This window comes from Nostoc sp. LPT, from assembly GCF_017115165.1.
GTDB lineage: Bacteria > Cyanobacteriota > Cyanobacteriia > Cyanobacteriales > Nostocaceae > Nostoc.
On sequence record NZ_JABXKF010000017.1, the window covers coordinates 27,952 to 54,863 of the forward strand.

Annotated in this window: 21 protein-coding genes; 9 read left to right on the forward strand and 12 right to left on the reverse strand. The window is 42.4% G+C overall.

Going from position 1 to position 26,912, the window contains the following annotated elements:
* Positions 1–329 precede the first annotated feature (329 nt).
* Entirely contained in the window at positions 330–647 is a 318-nt protein-coding gene (locus HWQ58_RS03175; protein WP_292857615.1) for an RNA-binding protein, read from the reverse strand.
* 359 nt (positions 648–1,006) lie between these two features.
* On the opposite strand from HWQ58_RS03175, the gene HWQ58_RS03180 reads away from it, so the two are divergent.
* Entirely contained in the window at positions 1,007–2,401 is a 1,395-nt protein-coding gene (locus HWQ58_RS03180; RefSeq protein ID WP_292857618.1) for a TldD/PmbA family protein, read from the forward strand.
* A 149-nt stretch (positions 2,402–2,550) separates the two neighbouring features.
* On the opposite strand, the gene HWQ58_RS03185 is transcribed toward HWQ58_RS03180, so the two are convergent.
* The gene (locus HWQ58_RS03185) at positions 2,551–3,441 is read right to left on the reverse strand and encodes a hypothetical protein (protein WP_292857621.1); all 891 of its coding nucleotides are present in this window, start codon (positions 3,439–3,441) and stop codon (positions 2,551–2,553) included.
* A 422-nt stretch (positions 3,442–3,863) separates the two neighbouring features.
* On the opposite strand from HWQ58_RS03185, the gene HWQ58_RS03190 reads away from it, so the two are divergent.
* The 4 genes from HWQ58_RS03190 (at position 3,864) to HWQ58_RS03205 (ending at position 7,819) form a co-directional block, all read left to right on the forward strand.
* Positions 3,864–4,394, forward strand: a complete 531-nt coding sequence (locus HWQ58_RS03190; protein ID WP_292857624.1) for a pentapeptide repeat-containing protein — start codon at positions 3,864–3,866, stop codon at positions 4,392–4,394.
* Between the two features lie 615 nt (positions 4,395–5,009).
* Positions 5,010–5,222 (forward strand): hypothetical protein, encoded by a 213-nt coding sequence (locus tag HWQ58_RS03195; protein WP_292857627.1) that lies wholly within the window; start codon positions 5,010–5,012, stop codon positions 5,220–5,222.
* A 152-nt stretch (positions 5,223–5,374) separates the two neighbouring features.
* Positions 5,375–6,892, forward strand: coding sequence for a DUF1565 domain-containing protein (locus HWQ58_RS03200; protein WP_292857630.1), 1,518 nt, complete (start codon positions 5,375–5,377; stop codon positions 6,890–6,892).
* A gap of 132 nt (positions 6,893–7,024) precedes the next feature.
* Positions 7,025–7,819 carry a hypothetical protein gene (locus HWQ58_RS03205; protein WP_292857633.1) on the forward strand — a complete coding sequence of 265 codons (795 nt, stop codon included), beginning with the start codon at positions 7,025–7,027 and terminating at the stop codon, positions 7,817–7,819.
* A 103-nt stretch (positions 7,820–7,922) separates the two neighbouring features.
* Here HWQ58_RS03205 and HWQ58_RS03210 read toward each other — a convergent pair whose 3' ends face one another.
* On the reverse strand, positions 7,923–9,992 hold the full coding sequence (locus HWQ58_RS03210; RefSeq protein WP_292857715.1) for a tetratricopeptide repeat protein: 2,070 nt from the start codon (positions 9,990–9,992) through the stop codon (positions 7,923–7,925).
* Between the two features lie 483 nt (positions 9,993–10,475).
* Between HWQ58_RS03210 and HWQ58_RS03215 the strand changes: the two genes are divergently transcribed.
* Together HWQ58_RS03215 and HWQ58_RS03220 are read left to right on the forward strand one after the other, a co-directional pair.
* Positions 10,476–10,736 (forward strand): hypothetical protein, encoded by a 261-nt coding sequence (locus HWQ58_RS03215; RefSeq protein ID WP_179068682.1) that lies wholly within the window; start codon positions 10,476–10,478, stop codon positions 10,734–10,736.
* Positions 10,737–11,055: 319 nt separating this feature from the next.
* A complete protein-coding gene (locus HWQ58_RS03220; protein ID WP_292857637.1) occupies positions 11,056–11,601 on the forward strand; it encodes a PEP-CTERM sorting domain-containing protein in 546 nt (181 codons plus the stop codon).
* A gap of 72 nt (positions 11,602–11,673) precedes the next feature.
* Here HWQ58_RS03220 and HWQ58_RS03225 read toward each other — a convergent pair whose 3' ends face one another.
* Both HWQ58_RS03225 and HWQ58_RS03230 read right to left on the reverse strand, forming a co-directional pair.
* The gene (locus HWQ58_RS03225; protein WP_292857640.1) at positions 11,674–14,034 is read right to left on the reverse strand and encodes a PhoX family phosphatase; all 2,361 of its coding nucleotides are present in this window, start codon (positions 14,032–14,034) and stop codon (positions 11,674–11,676) included.
* A 357-nt stretch (positions 14,035–14,391) separates the two neighbouring features.
* A complete protein-coding gene (locus tag HWQ58_RS03230) occupies positions 14,392–16,731 on the reverse strand; it encodes a PhoX family phosphatase (RefSeq protein WP_292857643.1) in 2,340 nt (779 codons plus the stop codon).
* A 267-nt stretch (positions 16,732–16,998) separates the two neighbouring features.
* Between HWQ58_RS03230 and HWQ58_RS03235 the strand changes: the two genes are divergently transcribed.
* Entirely contained in the window at positions 16,999–17,952 is a 954-nt protein-coding gene (locus HWQ58_RS03235; protein ID WP_292857646.1) for a glycosyltransferase, read from the forward strand.
* Positions 17,953–18,080: 128 nt separating this feature from the next.
* Here HWQ58_RS03235 and HWQ58_RS03240 read toward each other — a convergent pair whose 3' ends face one another.
* The 7 genes from HWQ58_RS03240 to HWQ58_RS03270 form a co-directional block, all read right to left on the reverse strand.
* Positions 18,081–18,491 carry a GNAT family N-acetyltransferase gene (locus HWQ58_RS03240; RefSeq protein WP_292857648.1) on the reverse strand — a complete coding sequence of 137 codons (411 nt, stop codon included), beginning with the start codon at positions 18,489–18,491 and terminating at the stop codon, positions 18,081–18,083.
* Positions 18,492–18,832: 341 nt separating this feature from the next.
* Positions 18,833–21,313, reverse strand: coding sequence for an ATP-dependent DNA helicase RecG (gene recG / locus HWQ58_RS03245; protein ID WP_292857651.1), 2,481 nt, complete (start codon positions 21,311–21,313; stop codon positions 18,833–18,835).
* Positions 21,314–21,407: 94 nt separating this feature from the next.
* On the reverse strand, positions 21,408–22,250 hold the full coding sequence (locus tag HWQ58_RS03250; RefSeq protein WP_292857654.1) for a hypothetical protein: 843 nt from the start codon (positions 22,248–22,250) through the stop codon (positions 21,408–21,410).
* A gap of 219 nt (positions 22,251–22,469) precedes the next feature.
* Positions 22,470–23,414 (reverse strand): translation elongation factor Ts, encoded by a 945-nt coding sequence (tsf, locus tag HWQ58_RS03255; RefSeq protein ID WP_292857657.1) that lies wholly within the window; start codon positions 23,412–23,414, stop codon positions 22,470–22,472.
* Between the two features lie 238 nt (positions 23,415–23,652).
* Positions 23,653–24,447, reverse strand: coding sequence for a 30S ribosomal protein S2 (gene rpsB, locus HWQ58_RS03260; RefSeq protein WP_292857718.1), 795 nt, complete (start codon positions 24,445–24,447; stop codon positions 23,653–23,655).
* A 216-nt stretch (positions 24,448–24,663) separates the two neighbouring features.
* Positions 24,664–24,831 (reverse strand): hypothetical protein, encoded by a 168-nt coding sequence (locus HWQ58_RS03265; RefSeq protein ID WP_292857660.1) that lies wholly within the window; start codon positions 24,829–24,831, stop codon positions 24,664–24,666.
* A gap of 476 nt (positions 24,832–25,307) precedes the next feature.
* Entirely contained in the window at positions 25,308–26,222 is a 915-nt protein-coding gene (locus tag HWQ58_RS03270; RefSeq protein ID WP_292857663.1) for an AraC family transcriptional regulator, read from the reverse strand.
* A gap of 151 nt (positions 26,223–26,373) precedes the next feature.
* Between HWQ58_RS03270 and HWQ58_RS03275 the strand changes: the two genes are divergently transcribed.
* Entirely contained in the window at positions 26,374–26,880 is a 507-nt protein-coding gene (locus tag HWQ58_RS03275; RefSeq protein WP_292857666.1) for an MAPEG family protein, read from the forward strand.
* The last annotated feature ends 32 nt before the right edge of the window (positions 26,881–26,912 follow it).

The window sequence follows — 26,912 nt, forward strand, 5'->3', positions numbered from 1 at the left end:
GCGTAGGTTGGGTTGAACTTTAGTGTTACCCAACAAACCACTGAAAATGTTGGGTTTCGTTCCTCAAACGCCACTTGCTTCTCCCTTGGCGCTAGCCTCTCCCTTTGGGAGAAGGGGAGACGCTGCGCGAACAAGCCGGGAAACCCGTCCAACGCAGTGGCTCCCCAACCTACGATTCTACGATTCTCCTTAACCCAAGCGTATTGTATCATCTCCAACTTAATTGGTACTGGGCAATTTAAGCCATCCAGTAGACCGGAGCGCAAAAAGAAAGGGCAGAATCATTATCTGCCCTTTAGACATTAAAACTTAATTTTTGATTTTAAAGCTTAGTAGCGCGATCTATTGTATCCACCGCCACCACTGCCGCGACGATCGCCACCACCAAAAGAACCACCTCTATCTTCCTTTGGTTTAGCTTTATTCACTTTCAGGTCGCGTCCCATCCATTCAGCTCCATCAAGAGCATCAATGGCAGCTGTTTCTTCTGCTTCTGTGCCCATCTCTACAAAGGCAAAGCCGCGTGGACGTCCTGTTTCACGGTCAGTAGGCAACTGAACCCGCTTTACAGTACCGTGTTCGGCAAAAACAGAATTGAGGTCTTCTTGTGTGACCTCGTAGGATAGATTACCTACATAAATTGACATGCATTATCTCCAAAATCATAGGTGTGTAGAGATTTAGATTTCGGAGGCAAGCTTGTTAAGACCAAAAGGGAAAAGCCTGTCAATACTAAAAACAAACAATGTAACCGAATTTTATTCTCACTTAATTACCTTAGCACATCATTGAGTTCTTACCCATCGTAACTAAAGATTGGGGATTGGAGATTGGGCACAAGAGACAGAGGTGCAAAGGGGTACAGAGGAAAAACTTACTGCAACTTCTCCCCTGTTTTTCCACTCACTCATCTCCCCCAGTACCTAGTCTCCTCATAATATTGATTAGCAGAAATTCCCCAAATAATTGCAAAATAAATGCAGTTCGTCATTGTTACTAATTGGAAATGCCGACTACACTTGCTGAGGCACAAAATTTACTTTCTGACCTGATCGCCCGCTACTCTGAGCGTGTAGATTATCTGATGATTCGCCTTGAAGAAGCAGAAGGGACTGATATCTTGTTGCGTGGCGACAAGGTAGAAACCCTTAGTGAAGGTCTCTCCATTGGTGGACATATTCGCGCTTGTTATAAAGGCGGATGGGGGTTGAGCTGCTTTAACCAGCTGGCAACAATCAAGGATCGCATAGAAGAAGCGATCGCTGCTGCGCGGATGGTTGGTGATGAAGAAACTTTACTTGCACCTATTGACCCGGTGCAAGCAGTATGCATTCTACCCCTAAAAGGTACTGACCCCCGAAACATCCCACTCTCGCAGAAAAAACAATTGTGCGATCGCTATGCCCAACTGCTTAAAAGCGTCGATCCCCGAATTACCACTACCTCAGTGCGTTATGGTGACAGCGCCCAAAAAGTAATCATTGCTACTTCCGAAGGTACTTTGATCGAGCAATCTTGGGTGGATATGGAAATGCGCTTTGCCGCCACCGCCAGAAATGGCGAAACCGTACAAACTGGACGGGAAACTACTGGCTCTCGCAAAGCTTACGAAGATTTAACTGGTTTGGATGAACAGGTAAAAGGTGCGGCTCAAAGAGCGATCGCTGCTTTATCTCTACCATCAGTCAAAGGCAATACTTACACTGTAGTCATTGACCCAATTCTCACAGGTTTATTCGTCCACGAAGCCTTTGGACATCTTTCTGAGGCTGATATGGCTTACGAAAACCCCGATCTGCTGGAAGTGATGACCATCGGACGGCGGTTTGGCCCAGCAGAACTCCAAATTTTTGATGGTGCGGCTCCAGAGGGACATCGCGGTAGCTATTTTTACGACGATGAAGGCACACCAGCTACTACTACTCAACTAATTAAAGATGGAGTTTTAGTGGGACGTTTACATTCTCGTGAAACTGCTGGCAAATTGGAGGAAGCGCCTACAGGTAACGCCCGCTGTCTCAACTATCACTTTACTCCTATTGTGCGGATGACAAATACCTGGATTGAACGGGGTAAAACACCAGTCACAGACTTATTCACCGATATCAAAGAAGGAGTTTATGCCCGTAATTGGTTGGGTGGGATGACGAATGGGGAAATGTTCACCTTTAGTGCTGGGGAAGCCTGGATGATTAGGAACGGTAAAATTGCTGAACCTGTCCGGGATGTGACGCTTTCAGGAAATGTATTCCAAACCTTAGCGGATATTGAGGCACTTGGTGATGATTTTTACTGGGATGAATCTGGCGGTTGTGGTAAGGGAGGGCAAAATGGCTTGTCAGTAGGTTGTGGTGGCCCTAGCCTCCGAATTCGAGATGTAGTGGTTGGTGGGGAAACATGAACTATCCGCTGCGATCGCAATCCTGAATCAAACGCGCAAAAACAAGATCCCCGACAACTTTTACGAAGTCGGGGATCTGCGAGTTGCAATTCTTACAAATCAAGTAGGATTGCTATATACCCGTGGTCTTACGGCAATTAATAAAAAAATCAATTTGCTAGCCAGAAAGCGACGTTACGCACATAGGTTTTGATATCTTCTAAGGCGCGTGGCTCTTTTTTCATCCCATCTCCTGGTGGTTCATCTACAAAAGTGGGGCAACCTTTATTAATATCCCAGTTGTAATCTACTAAATGATGGAAGCTAGAGTTAGCGACTGCTCGTCCTAGTATATTCCCCTGCTGATCTTGATGATGCTCGATCGCTACCACCAGATTGAAGTGACGATCTGTAACTAAACTTTTACCAAGGGCAATTACCCGCGCGTTTGCATTGCCCAAAGGTACGCCAATACCGCCTTCGTGGGGATGTGTTGGGAAAAATTCAATACTTCCCAAAGGTGAATTGGGATTTTTTAAAAGTTCATGAATGGGTTCAATAATGGTAATTTTTTGATAATCGCCGTTAGCTCCAGAATGATAGTTGGGCCAGGAGATATAAGTTGTGTATGAGTCATCTCGGCTCCAACGAGATTCATCGGGATCGGGATTTTTGGTGTTGAAATAGTGGATATCACCAATATCAGCTAAACCACACATCGAACAGCCCATATCCTGATGATCACGTGTTGTCAAAATCCCGCCGCCGCGTTGCCGAAAAGCATTAATTCCGGCAATGTCTTTTTCGGTTAAACCGTTATCTACCTCTAGGCCAAATAGCCAAAGTTCATCAAAATCTGATTTGTCGAGACTACTTAAAACTGAGTCACCACCGACTGCATCTGATTCGTAATCGCGTCCCGTAACTTCAAATAAGGAGTTTCCGGCTTCGTCTTTAATCGATGTTAAGTAATCTTGTAACATCGAGAAACGAAAAATACTCCAGTCATCTTCAGTCGTAGGAATCGTAGTCTGCAAAAGAATACGAATTGGTTTTGCCATAACCTCTGCCAGACGAACACCAGAATTAAGTATAGCGATCGCTTTGCAATAATGCTTAAATTTTTAAGGTGAGCAACATCCCTCCCAAGTATGAAATTAACTCACAACTCTAGGTAGTAGCGCTAGTAGTTAAAAATAGCTAGTCTAGACAAAGTTGATTCAATATCCACTCTAGTTTGATTCATCACACTAATCCTCCGTGGCGCGCGCTGGGGATTTACTGTTAGTCTGGATAGTCCAAAATTATTCGTAATCAATCGCTTGCAGACTCCCTACTACTGCGCTAACGTAATTCGTAATAAAGACTGTTTCAGACTTTTATTTAGACCCAAACTGAAATAAAGCCACGTATATAGATAAAAAAGGGCAATTACACTCAAAAATTACGAATTAGTTAAACGTTCCTTAGCACAGTGACAGATATGAAAGCAGATCAACTCCTGAAAAACTATGCCGCAGGTGTCAGAGACTTTACTGGTGTCAACTTGAGCGAGGCCAACTTAAGAGAAGCCAATCTCAGTGGCGTAATTTTAGATCGAGCAATTTTAGATGGAGCTAATCTGAGTCACGCTAATTTAACCGACGCCAGTTTGATTGAAGCAGACTTAAATGGAGCAGATTTGAGCAATGCGGATCTCAGTAATAGCAACTTAAGCAAAGCTATTTTGGATGGAGCTATCTTGGATGAAGCTATCTTGGATGGAGCTAATTTGAGTCACGCTGATTTGACGGTTGCTAAATTGATTGAAACTAAATTGAGTGAGGCGGATTTGCAGGAAGCAAACTTGATAGCAGCAAATCTAAATGGAGCGGATTTAAGTGGTGCAGATTTAACTGTAGCCGACTTATCCCAGGCAAATCTCACTCAAGCAGATTTGAGCCAGACAAATTTGAGCGGAGCCAATTTGGATGGAGCCAATATAGAAGCAACTATTCTGGATGAGAATGTTTAATCTCGTTTCTATACAGAGCATGGTTTCTGGGTTGCTGACTCAATATATTAACCCAAACAGTAGCTCGAAACACCGAGAGCAAAACTCGAAACTTTAGCTTCATATAGCAGATTGCAACAGGCGTGAGGTACAGATAATTGTAGGGACACAACATGTTGTGCCCCTACCGTGTACTTCATTTACCTGAAATACGCTGTATTATGTTTGTTTGATTACTTAATTAAACCCGCAGAACCCCACACGCCAGATACTCGACTTGGGGAGACACCAAGGGCGATGGGATCTCCCCTTCTGCCAAAGCTACTGTGTATACACAAGTCTGAAATAGCTGAGAAATCACGGTTTTACCCCACCCTAACCCTCCCCGTATGTATTGGGGAGGGAACTAGATTCCTGTTTCCCCCCAATGCATCGGGGGGATTAAGGGGGTTAATTCGACTTCTGTATACACTCTAGTTCTCCTAAAGGGAGAGGCTAGCGCCTTTCCTTCGGAACGCTACGCGAACGCGGAGCGTCTCGTAGAGAAGGGAGAATACCGCACTGGCTCCCCTTAATCTCCTTTCTACAGGCGCTACACTTTACACACAAGTCTTTTGGAGTTGCAATGGCTTTGTTTTGACTGACAATGCGATTGTTTCAGCTGACAATGCGATTGTTTTGACTGACAATGCGATTGTTTCAGCTGACAATGCGATTGTTTTGACTAACAATGCGATTGTTTCGACTAACAATGCGATTGTTTCGACTAACAATGCGATTGTTTCAGATGACAATGCCATTGTTGCGACTGACAATGCCATTGAGATGAGAACTTGGAATGTTGCATAAGAGTCTATAACTTATGTGTACACACAATCTGCTTGTCAAAAAAAGTCAGGTGGATATATTTTCTATACACAAAGATATTACTGTGAAAAAGTTTGCTACAAGTAGTGTTATTTACGATTGTCATAATTAAAACAATTGACTCTCAACTATCAATGGTGAACTCTACCCTCGTTGTCACACTCTATGTCAACCCTATGACAGGGAATGATACCAACAATACTGGTTCACGGTTGAGTCCGTTTAAAAGCCTCACCCGTGCTTTAAAAGTAACCAAAATCCTGACGATAATTCATCTGGAGTCAGGGACTTACAACGTCACTAGTGGTGAGGTGTTTCCACTAATCGTCCCTAGAGGAGTGACAGTGGTGGGTGATGAAGCAAACATTGGTGTAGGGATTGTAATTTCCGGGAGTGGTGAGTATCAAAGTCCCAGTTTTGGTATACAAAATATTACGCTGCTCTTGGTAGATAATGCCAGTATTTTAGGTGTAACTGTCACCAATCCCTCAGCCAAAGGTACTGGTATCTGGATTGAATCGGCTGCACCTACTTTAAGTAACAATACTCTGAGCAACTGTGGGCGGGAAGGTGTGTTTACCACTGGTACTGCCAAACCCACAATTTTAGATAACGTATTTGTGCAAAATACTGCTAGCGGGTTAGTAATGGCAGGTCATAGCCAGGGAGAAGTATTGCGGAATGTATTTCAAAGAAACCCTTTAGGTATAGCAATTAGTGACTTTGCTGCGCCGACGATCGCTAATAACAAATTATCAGAAAATCGCACAGCGATCGCACTTTCTCGCAACGCCCAACCTGTGCTACGTCAAAATCTCATTGCTAAAAATACCCAAGGTGGTTTATTAGTTAATGGCAATGCAGTCCCCGATTTAGGTAATACCGAAGATCCAGGTGATAATATTTTTCGCGATCATAGTGAATTTGATTTATATAATGCCACTACACAAAAGCTAGTTTCCGTAGGTAATCAATTAAATCCGTCTTTAGTCAAGGGTTTGGTAGAATTACTCCCAATCAATCAAGTAGCAGGTAACACCAGTTCTTCTAACGCTTTAACAGAATCCGCCTCTCCCGAATTAAACGGACATTGGGCAGAACCATTTATTCAGGCATTTGCGAGCATGGATTTAACTCATGCTTTTGCCGATGGTAGCTACCAGCCAGATAAACCCATGACTCGCGCCCAGTATGCAGCTTTGGTGGCGATCGCTTTTAACCCATTTCCGAAAATCCCAGCTCCTGATTTTACGGATGTACCCAAGGATTTTTGGGCTTATAGCGCTATCCAAATCGCGGCTAGCGGTGGCTTTGTTGGCGGATTTAGCGATCGCACTTTCCGCCCCGATCAAAGTGTGCAGCGGCTACAGGTGATTGTCTCCTTAGTAAACGGACTGGGACTACCAGCTGTCGAGCGCGATGTTTTAGAAATATATAGCGATCGTCATACCATTCCCGACTACGCCCGAACAGCCGTTGCCACTGCAACACAACAGGGAATAGTTGTCAACTATCCAGAGCCGAAAGTGCTTGCACCTTTACGTTCGGCAACAGGCGCTGAAGTTGCAGCTATGGTTTATCAGGCATTAGTTGCCATTGGGCGAACATCTGCGATTAAATCAGTCTATGTGGGGTTGCATTCTAAAAGTTGATAAGTAGAATAGGGAACACTTGCCTATCGGCTTGGCAACTCTTGGAAAAATAAACCATGTAGTTAAAAGCACGCTAGGCTAATATGCGATGGGTGACAAATCTTAGACCTATTGCCTAAAGCTAATAGCCCCATGTTAACAACACTTCCAGACACCTCTGCCAACTTGGCGATCGCCTTATTAATTAACTATAGTTTCGATCTCGGTGGATATAGTGCCAATGAGCTAGTTGAGCGTTGGCAAACGCAATACCCTCTTAATTGGCTACACCTGGCAGTGATTGAGGCACTATATCAAGGTCGTTATAAAGCGGTTTCCGTGCAGCAAATTTTAGTATTTTGGCAGCGCCGGGATCAGGCTACATATCATTTCAACATGGAATTTGAACGGATGATTTGTAGCAAATTTCCTCAAAGCTTAACCTCATCGGCTGCGCCAGCTCTTGCGCCAGCCAAGAGAGAACCCACTGTAGAGCAAGTGACGAGTCCTCAATTACCACCAGCTAAGATTGGCAACGGCTATCAACACAGCAATACTGCGACTCTCCAACTGAAAAGTTATGAACCAAAGACATCTTTGAGTGAAGAAGAGGGAAAGCAAAAAGATAGAGACAATAAAACCGTCTTGAAATCTCCGCTTTCTGGGAAATTTGCCTCTTCGGCAACCCTTGAGCGATTATCTGCTGTCAGCCAAAGGCAAACTTCACAAGAAAGTCCAGCACCTTCCCCATCACCAAACCATCATCAACGACAGCCAAAACTTCTCCCACCTGCTCCTATTCATGCCCCAATCGGGCAATTTACTCCCGAAAAAAGCGATCGCTCTGAGTCTTTTACATCTAAACTCAAAGCCATGTCAGGGGAGCAAGGGAGCAGGGAGCAGGGGAAGCAGGGGAGCACGGGGAGCACGGGGAGCAGGGGGAGATGAGGGGGAATTATTGAATAAATCTCTCCCTTATCTCCCCCCTCTCCCTTATCTACCTTGTCTCTTCTCAATGCCCAATGACAAATGACAAATTCCTTTTAGATTTTTATTCTGCAACTAACAGCTTAAAGCGCTCATCGTCGGCAATATCATCAAAATCGAGGTCAGTTGCTGCATCTTCTTTATACCTGGGATTAAGTTCAATCGCTTGTTGTAGAGTTAACAGAGATCGGTCAACTTGTCTTTGCAGTGCGTAACAGGCTGCTTTGTTGTAATAGGCACTGGCGTAATCTGGCTTAATTTCTAAGGCTTTGTTAAAACTAGCGATCGCTTCATCATCGCGTCCCAATCTTACCAATGTATAACCGTGTTTATCCCAGATTTTGGGAGAATTGGGTTGGAATTCTAGCGCTTTCTCAAAGGAGATTATTGCCTCTTCATATTGTTCTAATGCTACTAGGGAAAGACCGCGATTTAACCAGGCAACAGCATCGTCAGGTTTGATTTGTGTGGCTTTGTCAAATGAGGCAAAGGCTTGCTGATGTTGTTGTAAGTTTCCAAAAGCAACGCCGCGATCGCACCAAGCTTGATGATAATCTGGCTGAATCGCAATCGCTTGATCATAAGATGCGATCGCATCTTGGTAGCGTTTCAACCTTCCCAGAGTTAGACCCCGTTTTAACCAACTCACAGGTTCATCAGGTTGGATTTTAACCGCTTGGTTGTAAGCTGCGATCGCATCTTCATAGCGCCTTTGAGAAAACAGATCGTCTCCCTGTTTTACATACTCATCAGCAGAGAATTCCGGTTGTTGCGGCTGTTCTTGTATTTCTTCTTCAACTTCAGAATTTACCACCTCTAGAATGGATTCAGGCGTAATTTCAGATAGTTCTTGAAGAATCAGATCCTTTCTTTCTTGGGCATCCAATTGTAACTCAGAGAGTTGAGATACAAACTCAGTTTCTAATCTTTCTAACTTCTCCAGAATGAGAATCTTTTGTTGTTGAGCATTCCATTGTAATTCTGAAAATTGCGAACTAAACTCAGAACCAGATTTTTCTAAATTTTCAATGATTAGCTCTTTGGATTTTTGAGCATCGACTTGTAATTCAGATAATTGAGATTTAAATTCTGACTGTAATACTTCTAAACTTGCAATAATTTTATTTTTTTGTTCTTGAGCATCTACCTGTAATTCAGATAATTGAGATTTAAGTTCCTGCTCAAATATGCCTAAACTGTCAACAGCAATCTCTTTTTGCTTTTGAGAATCAATCTGTAATTCGGATAACTTTTCTACAAACTCTGACTGCAATTTTGTTAAACTTTCAAAAATTATATCTTTTTGTTGTTGAGCATCAGACTGCCATCTTGAAAGTTGAGATGTGAACTCAGACTTTGATATTTCTAAATCAGCAACGGCTAGTTTTTGCTGTTGTTGCACACCTAACTTTAACTTAGACAGTTCATCTGCGATCGCAGATGCTAATTTTCCTAAATTATCCAGTGCTATATCTTTTTGTTGTTGAGCATCAAATTCTAACTTAGATAACCCCGAAGCCAATTTTGACTCTAAATTTTCTATATTTTCTTGAGATTTTTTTAGTTCCGCTTCTAATCTACTTAATACCTGTGCTTTAGCTAAATCTAGATCGGATATCAGAATAGATACATTTTCTTGTTCATTTTTAATTTTTTGTTGTAAAGCAGTCGTTTCCTGTTCTAATTCATAATTTATTTTTTTCGCATCTTGAATAACATTTTCAGCTTCTTGTTTAACGGTGGTTAGCTGATTTTGTAATTTTTCCATTCCCTGGACTTGTTGCATTGCCCTATCAACAATTTCTCGGATTATCACCCGTCGCAACAGCCATAACAAAGCAATGACTGCGACTGGAAAGAGACTTAATATAACTAGCCAAACATCGAATAATATGGTTGTGCGACTAAAAGTGCTCTTAAAATCAGATTGGACTTGCTGTTGAATTCGTTTTTCTGCTCGTAGTCGTGCTAATTCTTCCCGTTCTGAATTCGATAACACCTGAGTCGGAGTTAGTGCTGGGTTGGGTGATGGTGCAGATTGTCCACTGGCAATTCCAACGGATAACAGTAAGGGTAAAAATACAATAGTGCTTTTTACAATTAAAGCGAAAACAGCTTGATTTTTGCTCTGCATAACAACCATCTGAGTCTGTTGGTCAGTTTTTGAAGCGGCGTGCCTCTTTCCAATCTATAACAGAATTAAGTAGTTAAATGGTGTAGAGGCAGTGTAAAATTCTGAGCAATCTTTAACTAATCCGTTTCCTCGTCCTTAATCTACGTACAACTTTAGTCGTAGAGTGCAGTCAAGTTTGTGACAAGTTTTGGTGAGGTACTACTATAATATTACTACGTTGTGATTACTGCTAAAGATGGTGAAAGTCAAGCAGTAAAAATAATAATTTATCAACCAGTGGAAGACAAAATGCGAAGCATCGACGCTTTCTTAAACCATCGAGCAAAGATGGTTCGGACTTTGTTTTTACAGATAACAGGGCGGTGAAACTGGAAGTTCTACCTGTATGGGAAGTGTCAGGTGTGGTTACTTCGCATTAACATTAGATTATCTACAGTAAGTAGATTACTTGTCCTCAAATTAACTTAACAAAGGCGGTAGAAAATGGGTCGCATAAATCCTTATACACTGCAATTGCAGATTACCCGAATGTTTGAGCAAGGGCAATCATTTTTTGCCACAACCAAGGTACAGGAATGGTTGAAAGAACATAAACACAATCCAGAAGATTATGACATTATTTTCCATAAAAAACCTGCACCTCCTGGTTCCAAAGAAGTGATGGTAGTGGAAATTGAATTACGCCGCAAAGATGGACAACCTGTCGATCCGTGGTTGCAGGAACAAGCAAATCTCCATGCCTGATTTTCGCAACTATAGCAGTCCTAAATTAGATGTGAAAACTTCTTTTTCTTTTCTTGGCATTTTGCAGAAAAAGTGGTTTGTTCATTTTCACAACTTAGATAGGATTGCTATGTGTAAGGGCTACGCCTACGCCCATAAAAACATAAGCTACTGTAAATATTGAAATAAGTTTACACAAATTTTATATATACCTGACAACCTTAAAGATTTAACAAAGATAGTTTTTTGTTGGTTATTTCTTAACCTATATACATTGGTTAAAAGTTTATTTAAGTGAAATTACAAAATTATTCATTTTTTAGCTTCGGAGCATTTTCTGATGAAATTAGCTAAAGATATTAGCATTGCTGCTTTTGCTGTTGCGATCGCGGTTGCTGCTGTTGTTAAACCGACGCAAGCTGCCTTAGTTAATTATGATTTCACCGTAAATGCGACATCTGGCGATCGCCCCGGTCAGTATTTCGGCTCTTTTCGGTATGATGACTCGACCTTAAGCGGGTTAGGCGAGGAAACTCTAGGCGTTAACAATGGATTATCTATCTTGTTTGACTACTTGGGTACTCAGTATACAGGGGCAAGTGATTTTGATTACCCATCATCTCCTGTAGTCAGCTTTACAAATCGCAACCTGTCAGGACTGAGCTATTTGGTTGAAGATCGGTTTTTTATTGGCAACAATCCAGGTAATCCAAATACAGGAGGAACAAAATTTTATAGCATTCTCAGTGCTGACTTATTGTCTACAACAGAGGTGGGTACAGTAACTTACTCTAAAAGTACGTCCGTACCAGAACCGATGACTCTTGGTGGTATAGCGATCGCTGGTGCTATGGCGTTGGGAATGAAACCCAAAAAAACTATCTAGAGTAACAAATTAATAGTCCTACTTTGAAAATTAATGTAGAGACGTTAGATAATAACGTCTCTACACACATAGTTAAGTAAAATTGCCAGTAGGATTTTTACGTCTGATAGCAATTACAGATGGTTTGGGAACACTTCTCGGTTGACCCTTACCACCGTCAGCAGTTGGGATGTTACTTGGCCAACTACTACCACGAGGGACAGTCCGGGTCTGATTGAATGTAACACCATTCAAATCCAGTAGTTCAATCTCACGACTCAAAATCGTACCATCATTAATTGGGCTATCTTCGCCGGGATGCTGTACGGAAATAATCAGCGTGTCTCCCACAAAAGTTGGCCCTGTCATCTCACAACGCACTGGCCCATGAGCAAAGGGTATTACCTCTCCCGCGTGAGTACCAGTAGTAGGAATATAGAATAGCCAGTTATTACCGAAAACTCCTGTAAAATTGGAAACATTACCACTGGCTGTGTGGTCGATGATAGTTACAGTACCAGCAGCACCAACATTAAAACCATTGTGAGTGGTGGTAGACATATCCGTTACCCCCCAAATATTTGCTTTATTGTCGAACACTAGGTTATCTACATTTGCAAAACCAGCACCAGAAATTGATCCGGCTTCTCCACCCTGAGCAAATCTTTGCCAACGGAAGGTTAGACCAGTACCATCGGCACTATCTTCAATAATTTTGTACAATCCCCCGGATTGCTGCGTTGCGTTGACGTTTGTACTTAACTTAGCAACCTGAAAAATGCGCGAATCTGGATAACCGTCGCCTCCTGGGGCACCATCGGTATATGCAATGAATACTTCTTTGGTGGTCGGATGCACTTCTATATCTTCTGGACGTGCTGTCGGAGTTCCGCCGGCTAAATTCGCTGCTAAAAAAGCATCACTGAGAATAGCACCTTGGGAAGTGTAGAAGTCAGATAGCTTCTTACCTTGATAAGCAGGTAGTCTCTCTGCTTCATTGGTGCGATCGACTGCGAGGGAACCACCATCTGTAGTTTGACCTGCAATACCATTGCGTTTTGGTAGGGGTAAAAGACCATTTCTTTGAGCAGAACCCAAAGCATCAAACTCCACAGAAGAAATTAACGATGGCGAAATGGGATTGGTAGGACTGTTTAAACGTAACGGTATCCATTCACCCGTACCATTTGGATTGTAACGGGCGGCATACAATGTACCACTTTCCCATAAACTGCTGTTGGCTTTATTGGTTGGTGAAGAAATCACACCTGCACTGACAAATTTCCAGGTGTGTCCGCCACGTCTATCATCACCCATGTAGGCGATTAATGGTTTCCTAGCTTCGGCACGGATGGCAACGTTTTCATGGCGGAAACGACCCAATGAAGTATGTTTGCGAGGGCGGAAATTTGGATTAACGGGGTCAATTTCGACAATCCAACCGTATTTTTCACCAACTAAACCGAAGGTCTTACCAGTAGTACCATCGGTGTAAGCTGTTTGAGTTCCATTAGGGTTGACTGATTCTGTAACACCCACAAAAGCTCCTACACTTCCTTGAAAGTTCTCTTCGCCACTTAAAATAGTTCCCCAAGGAGTTGTACCGCCAGAACAGTTATAGCTAGTGCCAATAATTTTGTCGCCTAGTCCATCGGAGGAGAGGTTAAATACTTGGGTTGCAGCTGGGCCAGTTGCGATGAGATAGTTTTGATCGCCTTTTTGGTAGCTACGACTTCCCCAAGAAGTGACATTTTTATATTCATCACTCCTTTGGCTATTAACTCCCAACCCAGAAAGACCATGAAGGCGACGATTTCTCGCATCACCTTTAACCACAGCATAACGGTTACTAGAATTACGTCGGGAGATGCGGACGATTGATCCGCCTAAGTTATATAGAACTTCGCCGTCAAATTCAAGACTTCTGGTGGCAGGTAAAGCCCAACCAATCACTGATTCAAAGGTGGTAGTCAATCCTTTAACATCAGCAGGAGCTTCTGGTGCTAGATCGGAAAATGGAAAACTCACATATTCGTGATTAACCCATAAATAGCCGACATCGTTGGTTCTGCCCAGAGGAATAAAACCCGTATAATCGTTGTTGTAACCAAAATATTCATCTTTGTTAGGAAAGACGCGATCGCCCCAGCTGATAATTACATAACGTTCGTACTCTGGTGGCACTACCAGATCATCAACTACGTTGTAGCTATTTAATTTCGTATTTGCAGATGCATTGATTACCTGTCCCTGACCGATTCCCGTTGGCAAGAAACTTTTTTGCTGTTTATAAACGGGTAAGGAATGGGGTAAGCGCACTGGTGTAAAGCTCAGTCGCCTGTTGTTTGCTCCGGCAATACTAGAAACACCATCTAGAATTGTGTCTCCCAACACAGCAGCACCAGCACTGCCAGCAAAAAATACTAAAATTTGTCTGCGACTTAATTTAGACATCAAATTCTCCTCTCTTGTGACATCAAGAATTTCGTAAAGGCAAATCTTGATTACTGACAGAAAAAGCCATCAATTATTTACGTGAAATGCCACAGATTTTGAATAGTAAATAACCTGTTATTAACAAAAGGTTGTTTTTTATTTAGGTTACATAACCAGACAAAAATTTTTACTTTTTCATATAATCTAATGACCAAAAATTAACCCAAGGTTATATCTGGATTAATGGAGATTTATTCTATAATTAACTAAAACCTTTGTTGTCTATGAAATCTCACAAGAATAAGTCACGTTGCATCTTTACGATATGCAACGCATAACTTTTTCGTTCAAAATTTAATTCTGAATTCTGTCTTGTTAAATAAACTTACTGCGAGAATTTTTTGGGCGGATACCAATTACAGATGGTCGGGGAACACCTGTAGCTTGCTCCTTACCACCATCAGTTTTCGAGATATTACTTGGCCAACTACTGCCACGAGGTAAACTCCGAGTTTGATTGAATGTAGTACCATTCAAATCTAGTAATTCAATGCCGCGACTCAGCATTGTGCCATCGTTAATTGGACAATCTTCACCAGGATGCTGTACAGAAATAATCAGTGTATTTCCGACAAAACTTGGCCCGGTCATCTCACAACGCACTGGCCCATGAGCAAATGGTATTACCTGTCCGGCATTTACACCACTGGTAGGGATAAAAAATAGCCAGTTATTACCGAAAACTCCAGTAAAATCGGAAACATTACCACTAACGGTATGATCGATTTTGGTTTGCTTACCTTCAGCACCTACATCAAAACCGTTGTGAGTGCCGGTAGACATATCCGTGACACCCCAAACATTTCCCTGATTGTCAAAAACTAAATTATCAACGTTGGCAAAACCAGCACCATTAACAGTTCCAGCTTCGCCACCTTGAGCAAATCTTTGCCACCGGAAGGTTAAACCTGTAGCATCGGCACTATCTTCAATAATCTTGTACAGTCCTCCTGATTGCTGAGTCGCATTGGCATCTGTACTTAACTTGGCAACTTGAAAAATCCGCGAATCAGGATAACCATCGCTTCCCGGTGCACCATCAGTATAGGCAATGAATACTTCTTTGGTGGTTGGATGCACTTCTATATCTTCTGGACGCGCTGTAGGAGTTCCCCCGACTAAGTTTGCAGCTAAAAAGGCATCACTCAGAACAGCACCTTGGCTAGAGTAGAAGTCAGATAGTTTCTTATTTTGATAATCAGGTAGTGCTTTTGCTTCGTTAGTGCGATCGCATTTAAATGTACCACCATCTTTGTTTTCACCTGCAACCCCATTACGTCTCGGTAGTGGTAAAAGACCTTCTTTTTGGACTTTCTGCAACGCAGCAAATTCTACAGAAGATAGAACTGTCGGCGTAATTGGATTGGTAACAGTAGTTAAAAGTAACGGTATCCATTTACCTGTACCGTCTGGATTGTAACGGGCAACATACAAAGTCCCATTTTCCCACAACCTACTGTTGGTTTTACTCATTGGTGAAGCAATAGTGCTTGCACTGACAAATTTCCAAGTGTGTCCCCCACGTCTGTCATCACCCAAGTAAGCAACCAATTTCTTGCCTTTTTCAACACGCAGGGCAACATTTTCATGGCGAAAACGACCCAACAAAGTATGTTTGCGGGGGCGAAATTTCGGATTTTTCGGGTCAATTTCTACAATCCAGCCGTATTTTTCGCCAACTAAACCAAAAGTCTTGCCGATCGTTTTGTCTGTATAATCTGTCTGAGTACCATTAGCTTTGACTCCTTCTGTGACGCTATTTTGGAAGTTCTCTTCCGCAGATAAAATCGTACCCCAAGGAGTTTTACCACCAGAACAGTTGAAAGCAGTACCAATAATTTTGTTGCCCAATTTATCAGAGGAGAGATTAAAAACTTGGGTTGCAGCTGGGCCAGTTCCGATTAGATAATTTTTGTCACCTTTTTGGTGGTTACGACTTCCCCAAGTGGTGATATTTTTGTAGTCATCATTGCGTTGGTTATTGATTCCCAACCCAGACAGACCATAAATGCGGCGATTTTTGGCATCTTTGACTACAGCAAAACGTTTATTCTTATTCTGGCGAGAAATGCGAACGATTGAACCGCCTTGATTATATAAAAATTCCCCTTCAACTTCAATATTTCTGCTGGAGGGTAAAGCCCAACCAATTACCTTTTCAAATGCGTCAGGCAGTCCTTTCAGATCGGATGAATCTTCTACGACTAAACTAGAAAATGGAAAACTAACGTATTCATGATTCACCCATAAATACCCGACATCATTAGTTTTACCAAGGGGAATAAACCCAGTGAAATCGTTGTTGTAACCAAAATAATCATCTTTGTTAGGAAAGATGCGATCGCCCCAACTGACAATCACATAACGTTCGTACTCTGGCGGCACCACCACATCATCAATAACGTTGTAGCTACTTAACTTAATATCCGCAGATGCTTTAACTACTTCTCCCTGACTAATTCCTGTTGGCAAGAAATTTTTCTGTTGTTGATAAATTGGTAGGGGATGTGGTAAGCGTACAGGTGTAAAGCTTATACTCGCGGTTTTTGCTTCTGCAACTCTAGCAAAATTATTTAGAAGTTTATCTCCCAAAATAGCAGCACCAGTACTGCCAGCAAAAAATATTAAAAGTTCTCTCCGACTTAATTTAGACATTAAACTTTCCTCTGGTGGGGCAGAAAAATTTAGTATAAATAAACTCTAATTTCTGAAAACATGTGGTATTTGAAATAATTAATAAGCTATTAATAATAAGAAGATAATTATTTTATTATTTACTCTAGTTGACAATGATTAAGCTTAGGTTATAAACTAATTAACTAAAAATTATCACCTTTTACTATTTTCTTAGCTCGAATCAAGTAAGGAACAGTGTCAGCGCCCCATCTGTCCTATCCTGGAGAAGGATAAATCAATAGTGTTGTGGGTGAGACTGTGTTTTTCAGCGTTGTGATACCGACTTATAATCGCCAACCGATTTTAGAAAAGTGCCTCCGCGCCTTGGAGGTGCAGGAGTTAAGTCAGCCAAGTTCGGTTACTGATTACGAGATTGTCTTAGTAGATGATGGTTCTACTGATGGCACATTGGAGTGGTTAGCAGCACACAAAGAAGAGTTTCCCCATGTGCGCTGGTTTGAGCAAGATCATGCTGGTCCAGCTGCGGCTCGGAATTTGGGAGTAAAACAGGCACTAGGAGACACAATTATCTTTATTGATAGTGATTTAGTCGTGCTGAAGAATTTCCTGCAAGCTCATGCTAGCGCACTAGTGGAGGGGAAAGAGAAATTGGGGAGCGATCGCTTTTTCACTTACGGTGCAGTTATTAATACTTGTAATTTCGACAATCCAACGGCCGAACCCTACAAAGTCACAGATTTTTCAGCAGCTTTTTTTGCTACGGGAAATGTAGCAATCCCCAAACATTGGTTAGATAAAGCAGGACTTTTTGATACTAGTTTTCAACTCTACGGCTGGGAAGATTTAGAATTAGGTGTGCGGCTAAAAAAACTAGGTTTGACACTAATTAAATGTCCAGAAGCCGTAGGATATCACTGGCATCCACCATTTAATTTAGAACAAATTAAAAGCTTAATCGACAAAGAAATTCAACGCGGACGAATGGGAGTTTTGTTTTATCAAAAACATCCGACATGGGAAGTGCGAATGATGATTCAAATGACTTGGCTGCATCGCTTACTTTGGGGGATTCTTTCACTCAATGGCACACTGAATGAACGGACAATGGCTCCTTTTTTGCAATGGCTAATTAATTTAGGTAAACCACAATTGGCTTTAGAAATTGCCCGAATTTTTCTCAACTGGTACAACGTGAAAGGCGTTTATGAAGCCTATGCCGAAATGCAGCAAACATCGTAATTACAAAATTCCTTTCCCTAATACCTTACGCTTTAACACCACTATTCGAGGTCTTGCTCCTTGACCTAAAAAACATAAACCTTCACGAAAGATTTCCCTGTGCAGTGCCTTGTTATGGCGTTGTCATCTTACTCGAACTTGATTAACCCAGCAGAGGTGGGGTAGAAGCCACAGTTTTGATAGAAGTTTTGCAAATGTGGCTCATAATCTACATGAACCCACTTAACTTTCTTATGCCGAGCGACATCAATGGCTTGGCGCACTAACTGGCTACCAATGCCGCGCCTTTGGAAGTCCTGATGAACGACGGCCTCTGAAATAAAGGTGTGAAAACCTCCATCCCACGCCAAATTCACAAAGCCAATCAAACGCTCTGAACAATAAGCGCAAGTATAGGCGATGCTCCGCTCAAGCATTGGTTGGAAGTCATTGTGGAGATCTTGCGGCCAACCCCAAGCACTGGCAAACAGTGCGTTCAGATCGTCATTCGACACTGCTGGATTCACACTGAAGAAAATATTATCTATGTTCGTGTGCATACAATGACTGGACTAAGTTCAGGGTTTGTTGGGTTTGACTTCGTTCAACCCAACCTACAATTATCCTTAACTGAACCGTATTGGTTTAAAATAACTAATTCTATTAAGAAATTAAAGATGAATTGCGCCGTTTATGACGAGCTGCTCAGAGAGGGAGTGTCTGTGGAAGTTTGCCCGAGTCACTGAGTTTTCAGTTCAACAGGTACAACAATTAGAAATTGCTGAAGCTGAAAAACAACAAGAGGAGGAATAATTTTACATACACAGCTGATAATTTTATCAGGCGATCGCAATACTCCTATCTAACTTACTCAAGGCTATTGAGATGTAATCGGACATAGTTATGTCAAAATCGCCCCACCCATTAACTGCTCATACCGATACTTCAATTCTTCTTTCATCAAATACCAACGCTCTAAAGTAACATCCATCTCTATAATTTTCTCCGCTGCTTGCCGCGCTAAAAGTAAAACTTCCTCATCGTCAACCAAACTCGCCAAGGTAAAATCTGGCACTCCTGATTGACGAGTTCCCAGTACTTGCCCTGGCCCACGAAAACGCATATCCATCTCGGAAATAAAAAAACCATCCTGAGATTGTTCCAATACCTTCAACCGTTGTTGAGCATCAGGACTTCTGGAACTGCTCATCAACAGACAATAGGACTGAGCCGCACCACGACCAACGCGCCCCCGTAGTTGGTGCAGTTGCGATAGTCCAAATCGCTCTGCATTTTCAATGAGCATTACTGTAGCATTAGGTACGTCTACACCAACCTCAACAACGGTAGTAGAAACCAAAATTTGCGTTTGGTTATCGCGGAATTTGGTTATGGCGTCGTCCTTTTCGGCTGAACTCATGCGACCGTGCAGCAACCCAACTTGAAAGTCGGGAAAAACACTTTCTTGTAACTTTTGATGCTCCTCCACAGCCGATCGCAAATCCAGTTTTTCTGATTCTTCCACCAAGGGCAAAACCACATAAACTTGCCTACCTTGGGCAATTTCTCGGCGGATGAGGTCGTAAGCATGGTTGCGTTGCTGACCTGACAATACTGTTGTCTGAATCTTTTGTCGTCCCGGTGGTAACTCATCAATTTGACTCACATCCAAATCCCCGTGTATCGTCAGTGCTAAGGTTCGGGGAATTGGGGTAGCTGTCATAGTTAACACATGAGGTTGATTGCCTTTTTGCTGCAAACGTGCCCGTTGTTCTACCCCAAAGCGATGCTGTTCATCTATGACTACTAACCCCAGTTGATGGAAGTTTACGGGGTCTTGAATCAGGGCATGAGTTCCCACTAACAGAGGTAATTCACCAGTTCCTAACTGAGAATGTATTTGCTTTCGTTTAGCAGTTTTAGTCGAACCTGTTAGTAATTCCACTGGTAAATGCAGTAGATTAAACCAGCTAACTAACTTGCGATAATGTTGTTCTGCCAAAACTTCTGTAGGAGCCATCAGCGCCGCTTGGTAGCCAGATTGAATTGCTGCAAGGATAGCCAGCACGGCGACGACTGTTTTACCAGAACCGACATCACCTTGCACCAAACGATTCATTGGCACGGGTTTTTGTAAATCGTTGAGAATGTCGTTGAGAACTCGTTGCTGTGCGCCAGTGAGTTGAAAAGGCAGTATTTCGTGAAATTTCTTTACAAGTTGACCGCGTGGGACAAGGATGGCGCTGGTTTGAATCGCTCTTGCTTGCTGTTGACGTTGGAGTAACCCAAGTTGCAGGTAGAAAAATTCGTCAAAAACTAGGCGACGACGGGCAACTTGTAGGGCGGCGCTATCGCTGGGAAAATGGATATTAGCGATCGCATCTTTTAATTCCATCAAACCATACTTCTGCCGCAAACCACTTGGCAAAGGGTCTTTCAGGTTAGCCGCAGCGGGTAAAGCAGCAATTACCGCCTGTCGCACTGTATTCGCCACCACGCCCTCAGTCAGTCCATAAATTGGTACTACCCGCCCAATATTTAGCGACTCAATCGTATCTCCTGGATTTGCCAAAACCTCTAGTTCTGGATTATCCAGTGTCAATCCGTATTTACTTTCTTTCACCAACCCACACGCCGCCAAAATACTACCTACTGGATAACGGCGTTTTAAACTTTCTTGCCAAGCGCGACTGCTAAAGCGCGTACCTGCGTAAAAACGGCCAATTTTGATTTGACCGCTGTTATCTTTTACTACCAATTCTAAAATTGATAATTTCTGATTTTTCGGGCTAGTAAAGCAGTTGCAACGCTTCACTGTAGCGATTATTGTCACCGTATCACCCGCCTGTAACTCGCGGATATTCACCTGACGCGCATAATCAATATGGTCACGAGGATAGTAGAAAAGCAAATCACGGACGGTATGTAAACCAAGCCGTGCCAAATTATCAGCTTTTTTAAAACCTATTTCTGGTAAATCACTGAGTTTTTGCTCAATTTTTGGTGCAAGTCTCCGACTCACCTCAGTAACAATTGGAGATTTTGGATTTTTAATTTTGGATTTATAAATTCTCCCTTGCTCCCCCTGCTCCCCCTCCTTCCGCTGCTCCTCTTGCTGTAGTTGGGAAAGATACCTACGAGTCTCTGCTACTAAATGCTGCCTTTCTTCCAGTGCTAGATGTGGATAACTAGCAAATTGCACCGCTAATCCTTGCCAACGGCGGCGTTCAATTTGGGGTAAGCCTGTTGGGAATTTGCCCAAAGTTAGGCTCAGAAATTCACTGAAACGGTATTCTCTGCCCATCAAGTCTGTAAAGCCACGTTCAGCTTCTATTGCTAAGGCTTTGTGCAATCGTATCCAATCTGGTTTTTCATTAATCATTGGTCATTGGTCATTGGTCATTAGTCATTGGTCATTTGACTCTGGACAAAGGACATAGACGCGCCAGCGGCTTCCCGCAGGGTAGGACAAATGACTAATCCTCAAACCAACTAGCACGCCATGCAGCTTCCGCTTCAGCGATCGCCTTTTCTTTATATCTCTTTTTATACTCTCGTCCTAGTTTGTTTAGCTGAACTAAAATACTGCGGATTCGCTTGCGCTCAGAGGAAAGTGTCACATCAGCAAATTCAATTTCTCCTAGCCGCAGGTTAATAGCCATGATTTGAGTCAGTCCAGAATCTTCTGACTGTTGCTCATTTTCAATTTCAATTACTAAATTTAATAAATTGGGTGGCCCTGGCATCACCTCAGCAGATGCTTCTGATGCTGCCGCCGCTGCTGCTAAAATCGGTTCTGGTAATTTTTTCCGTAATACTCCAGCTTTTTGTAACAAAAGATTAGCATCATGCGAAAGTTTTTTCAGTATCTCTTGCGCAGCCTCTTCTAATTTCTGTTGCCATTTTGCCAGTTCTATAGGATCGGAGGTGTTGGCAGTGAGATACTGAGAATTAGAAGTGAAAAATAGTGAAGATGAAGAGGATGTTACTTCCTCATCCACCTCATCTGCCTCATCTCCCTCATCTTCCCCTGATTCTTCACTTTTAAGATAAATGAGCAATTGTTCAGCTGCCAGTTGACCCAACTTACGAATAGCTTGTTGCAATTGTTGGCGCTGATTCAATGACAAATGCAAAAAGTTTTCGGGATACCCTTGGGTACAGAGGTGGTAACTTGCGAGAATCAACTGTTTGCGTACAGCTAGCCCCAAGGTGTTTAGATAGCTAGCATAAGCGCTTTGTAGTTCGATTGCGATCGCCCGGATCGCTTCTTCGAGTGCTGCAATATCCTGCTCAATTCGCTCGATTGCTCTTGCCATATTTTTTCGCTCTTGCCCATCTGAACCATTACATAGTACAAATGTACAAACTTATTTTAGGATAACTTTTTAGAGAATTTTAGATTTTAAATTAAATGCAAAATTTTCTGTCTTTACTAAATAAAATACAGGTCAAGCAAATAACCTGACCTGTTTTGTAAAGAGTCATTAGTCATTCGTCATTTGTCCTTGGTAGAGACTAATAACTAATGACTAATATTACTTGGTACCCATTTGTGCAGCGACTTCATCAGCAAAGCTCATTTCTTGCTTTTCAATGCCTTCGCCCAGTATATAACGGACAAAGCGAGTCACTTGAATCTCTTCGCCTAATTGTGCCTTCACTTGCTTTATCAAGTCTTCCACGGAAATACTCTGATCGCGAATGTAAGGCTGATCAAGCAAAGTCAATTCTTTCAAGCGTTTTTCAATCCGTCCCTGAACAATCTTTTCTTTGATGTTTTCAGGCTTGTTCGCCAAATCATCCTTGCCCATTTCAATGTCTTTTTCCTTTTGGGCAACTTCGGCGGGGATTTGGTCTACACTCACATACTCGACATTAGGACAAGCCGCAACTTGCATTGCAGTGTTCCGTGCCAAGGTTTGGAACTCTGAATTAGCAGCCACTGACTCAGTTTTGGAACCTAGTTCTACTAATACACCAACTCGACCGCCAGTGTGAATGTAGCTGTCTACTACACCTTGTGTGCCTTCTGCTATTGCAAAATTAACAAAGCGGCGCACTTGGATGTTTTCACCAAGGGTGGCAATGGTTTGCTTGATAAATTCTTCTACAGTCGCACTTTCATTATCAATATAGGGTTGAGCCAACAAAGACTCAACACTATCAGCAGTAGCTGCTTGCTTTGCTAGATTCTTAACTAAAGCTTTAAAAGCCTCGTTACGAGCAACAAAGTCGGTTTGGCAGTTGACTTCTATGAGTACACCCACTCGGCCTTTGGGCTGAATGTAAGTGTCTACTAGCCCTTCTGCCGCAATGCGATCGCTTTTTGCCCCTGCCTTAGAGATGCCCTTTTTCCGTAGCCAGTCTGCGGCTTCTTCTACGTTGCCTTCAGTCTCTATCAGCGCCTTTTTGCAGTCCATCATGCCGGCACCAGTTTTTTGGCGTAGCTCTTGGACGAGTTTTGCAGATATTTCCGCCATTTTGCCTCAATTCCTAACTTGACCTCGAGTTGTAATCACTCACCTAATTTAGTACTGAGTACTGAGTTTTGTTAGCGTTAGCGGGACGTTTAGCCCGTGCTGAGTTTTGAGTGTTCAGTTATCAATTTTATTCTTCATTGACAAATCACAACTTACAACTTCAAAAATCAAGACTCAGCACTATCGAATTTGCTGAGTCTTTCTATCTTACTCAGCACTCAGCACTCTTGACTCAGCACTATTCTTCTGCTTCCTCGTCGGGAATTACGGCATCAGTATATTCGGTTTCTTCGTAGTCATCGTCATACTCACTACCGTCGTAATCTTCGTAATCATCTTCAACATCCAGCTGACCGTGACGACCTTCATAAATGGCATCTGCCAATTTTCCGACTATCAGCTTAATCGATCTGATAGCATCGTCGTTTGCTGGGATGGGGATATCTACTACATCGGGGTCACAGTTTGTATCCAACATGGACACAATGGGAATATTCAGCTTTTGGCATTCTTGAACTGCGTTATATTCCCGGCGTTGGTCTACGATTACCACGATATCGGGCACTTTCCGCATTGTTTTAATGCCACCCAAGTATTTCTGAAGCTTCGTCATTTCCCGACGTAGCATTGATGCTTCTTTTTTCGGTAATAAATCTAGTGCGCCAGTTTCTTCACGGCGTTCTAAATCTTTCAGACGGTCAACCCGTGTTTTGATGGTTGCCCAGTTGGTCAACATTCCGCCCAACCAGCGTTGGTTAATGTAGTGGGAACCACAACGGCTGGCTTCTTGGGCAATAATTCCAGCTGCTTGGCGCTTGGTGCCGACAAAAAGAAATTTCTTCCCTTGTTCTGCGTGCGATCGCATGTAGTTGTAAGCATTATCCATCAACTGGGCAGTTTGCACCAAGTCGATAATATGCACGCCATTGCGGGAAGTATAAATGTAAGGAGACATTTTTGGGTTCCAACGCCGGGTCTGATGCCCAAAGTGAACACCTGACTCCATCATTTGAGCCAATGAAACTACTGGCATATATTTTTCAACTCCAATTCGGGTTAAACCTCCATCCAAGTGCATTTCCCAATCGGGAAACACCCGAATTCTTAGATGTGCGAGATTAGTTAACCATACTAGGTTAGCATATTCTGAAGAGTTGTAATTGCTTGACCGAGTGAGGTCAAGAAAATAGTGCTGCCTACTCAACAATCAGGCAGCACTTACTAATGAAAATCTTACTTTTTTAAAGGTCTACTCGCGGTCTTCTCGATCTTTGGGTTTGGGTTTTTGTCGCCGTTGTTCGATCTGATCGTCGATAGTTTCTCTCATTTTGCGATCAGCAGCGTCCATCGCAGAATACTTAAAGCGGTTGATTATGCCACTGAACAAGTTGCCAAAGAATCTTTCAATTTCTTGCATAATTTTATACCTCAATATCTAAAGGTAAATTCTTGACTCTACATTGATCTTGGACTTTCTAGTGGAAGTAGGAAATAAAACGCTAACCTATCCTTGAAGTATCTGTTAATCTCTTAGCGTCTCTGGGTGCTTAAAGGCTGGCGGTTTATTTATCCTTTGATTCAATTTTGTTTGGGAATTACTGTATAAAACAGTCTTCTCAATCAAAGCAGTATTGTTGAGACTCACTAGATTGAAACGCGCTAGAGATTCATCTATTGTATTCTGTCTCAGGTAATAAATGTAGCAAAAATACAGGTAACAAATTGTTTACTTGGTATTTAGCTAAGATATAACCAAAAATCTGCAAGATCATCTCGAAAGGCATGATTTTCCGTTGTAAATGATGGCTGAAAAACTTAGATGTAGCAAATTGTAAACCCAGACAGGATAAAGTTTTTCAAACCGGCTTGCAGAAAACTACACATATATCGGTTTTATACATGGTCTAAAATACTACTTATTTCTTGCTGATAACGCTTGGGGGTTGTGTGTAGCATTCGTTGAAACACAGATGTCATGTGACTTTGGTTGCCAAATCCTGCTTCTACGGCTACCTGCGCCAGCGATCGCCTTTGGTTTTGTAACAGTTGTTGGGCAAGTTCCAACCGACACCGGAGGACATACTGATAAGGTGACAGTCCAGTTGTGACTTTAAATGCTCGTGCAAAATGGTAGGGACTGAATCCTACCGTAGCAGCAATCTGGTTCAGGTTAAGTTCCTGGGATAGATGCGCTCTGATGTATTCCAAGGCAAACTTTAACAAATTTGGTTCTAAAAACTCTGGTGGACGTTTGAGCCGTCCAGATAGGTTTGAACGCCGGTGAATAATCTGTGCCAACACCGCCGTTGCAACTGATTCTAAGTAAAATGCACCACCAATTTGTCCATTATAAAAAAACTCTTGTATAGCGATCGCAGCACTCAAGCCCCAGTGAGTTTTGGGAATTTGCCCTGGCTGTAATTCAATTGTCTGTCCCTCTGCTTCCACTTTAACTATCCGCTCTAGAAAAGATTGGGAATATCCAAACACCACAAAACAAGAAGCATCTTCCACCGAACTATAAGTACTACCTTGAGGCACAATATCAAAATCTCCTGGTAGGGCTTGGTAAGGTTGCAGTCGATCAGCATTGAAGGCAGCAATCCCACGAGTTTCTCCAAAACTTGTGACCACAAGGTTAAGTGGTGAGCGAATATTAACTTCTAAATGTCCTGGCGGAATGATTGCTACCATCAACTCTGGTGTTTCTAACCAGTGTCCCCACTGGGGTAAAGCTTCTAGTGGGGGCTGATCGAGGGGAATTTTCCGTTCTGGGGGATTGAACAAAAACTCTTTTAGCAAATTCATGGGCAGAGGCAATCAAGTATTAACAGCAATTTAAATGCTTCAACCTTATTGTCTCAAAAAGCAAATTTCAATATTCCGCAAGAATTGAAAAGACAGTAACAATTGCAGCCAAGTATTTTCAAAGTTAGGATTTCGATTTGAGTGATTGTCAATGCCTGTTTTGATTCCTATTTCAACCTTCTTTATCGGCTGTCATGGGCTACTTGCTTTGGGTTTATCTTACCGAGTGGCAATGGAACGCACCCGTACTCGGATTTGGCATGGTGCATCTCCATCTGAGGTTGCTTCACAGCCCAATTACCTAGATCATCCGAATGTTTGGGCAGAGTTTGTGGAAAAAATGACACAACAATCTATTGTCACCAAAAACATAGAAGATGGGGTGTTGCAGCGTACTATCCGAGCGCATGGTAACTTTACAGAATACGTACCACTTAGCCTTATATTCCTAATTGCCCTAGAGTGGATGCAGGCTGGGGAGGGACTGTTGTGGATGCTAGGTACTCTATTGACACTAGCTCGGATTGCCCATGCTTGGGGATTAATACAGACTTATGGGCCATCACTGGGCAGGGCAATCGGTTTTTTCGGAACTTGGCTAGTTTATATCGTCGGCAGTCTAGCTTGTCTTTACTACAGCGTGCAGCAATTTTTATAGTCCAGCGACGACCCTAAGTAAAAAATGATAAT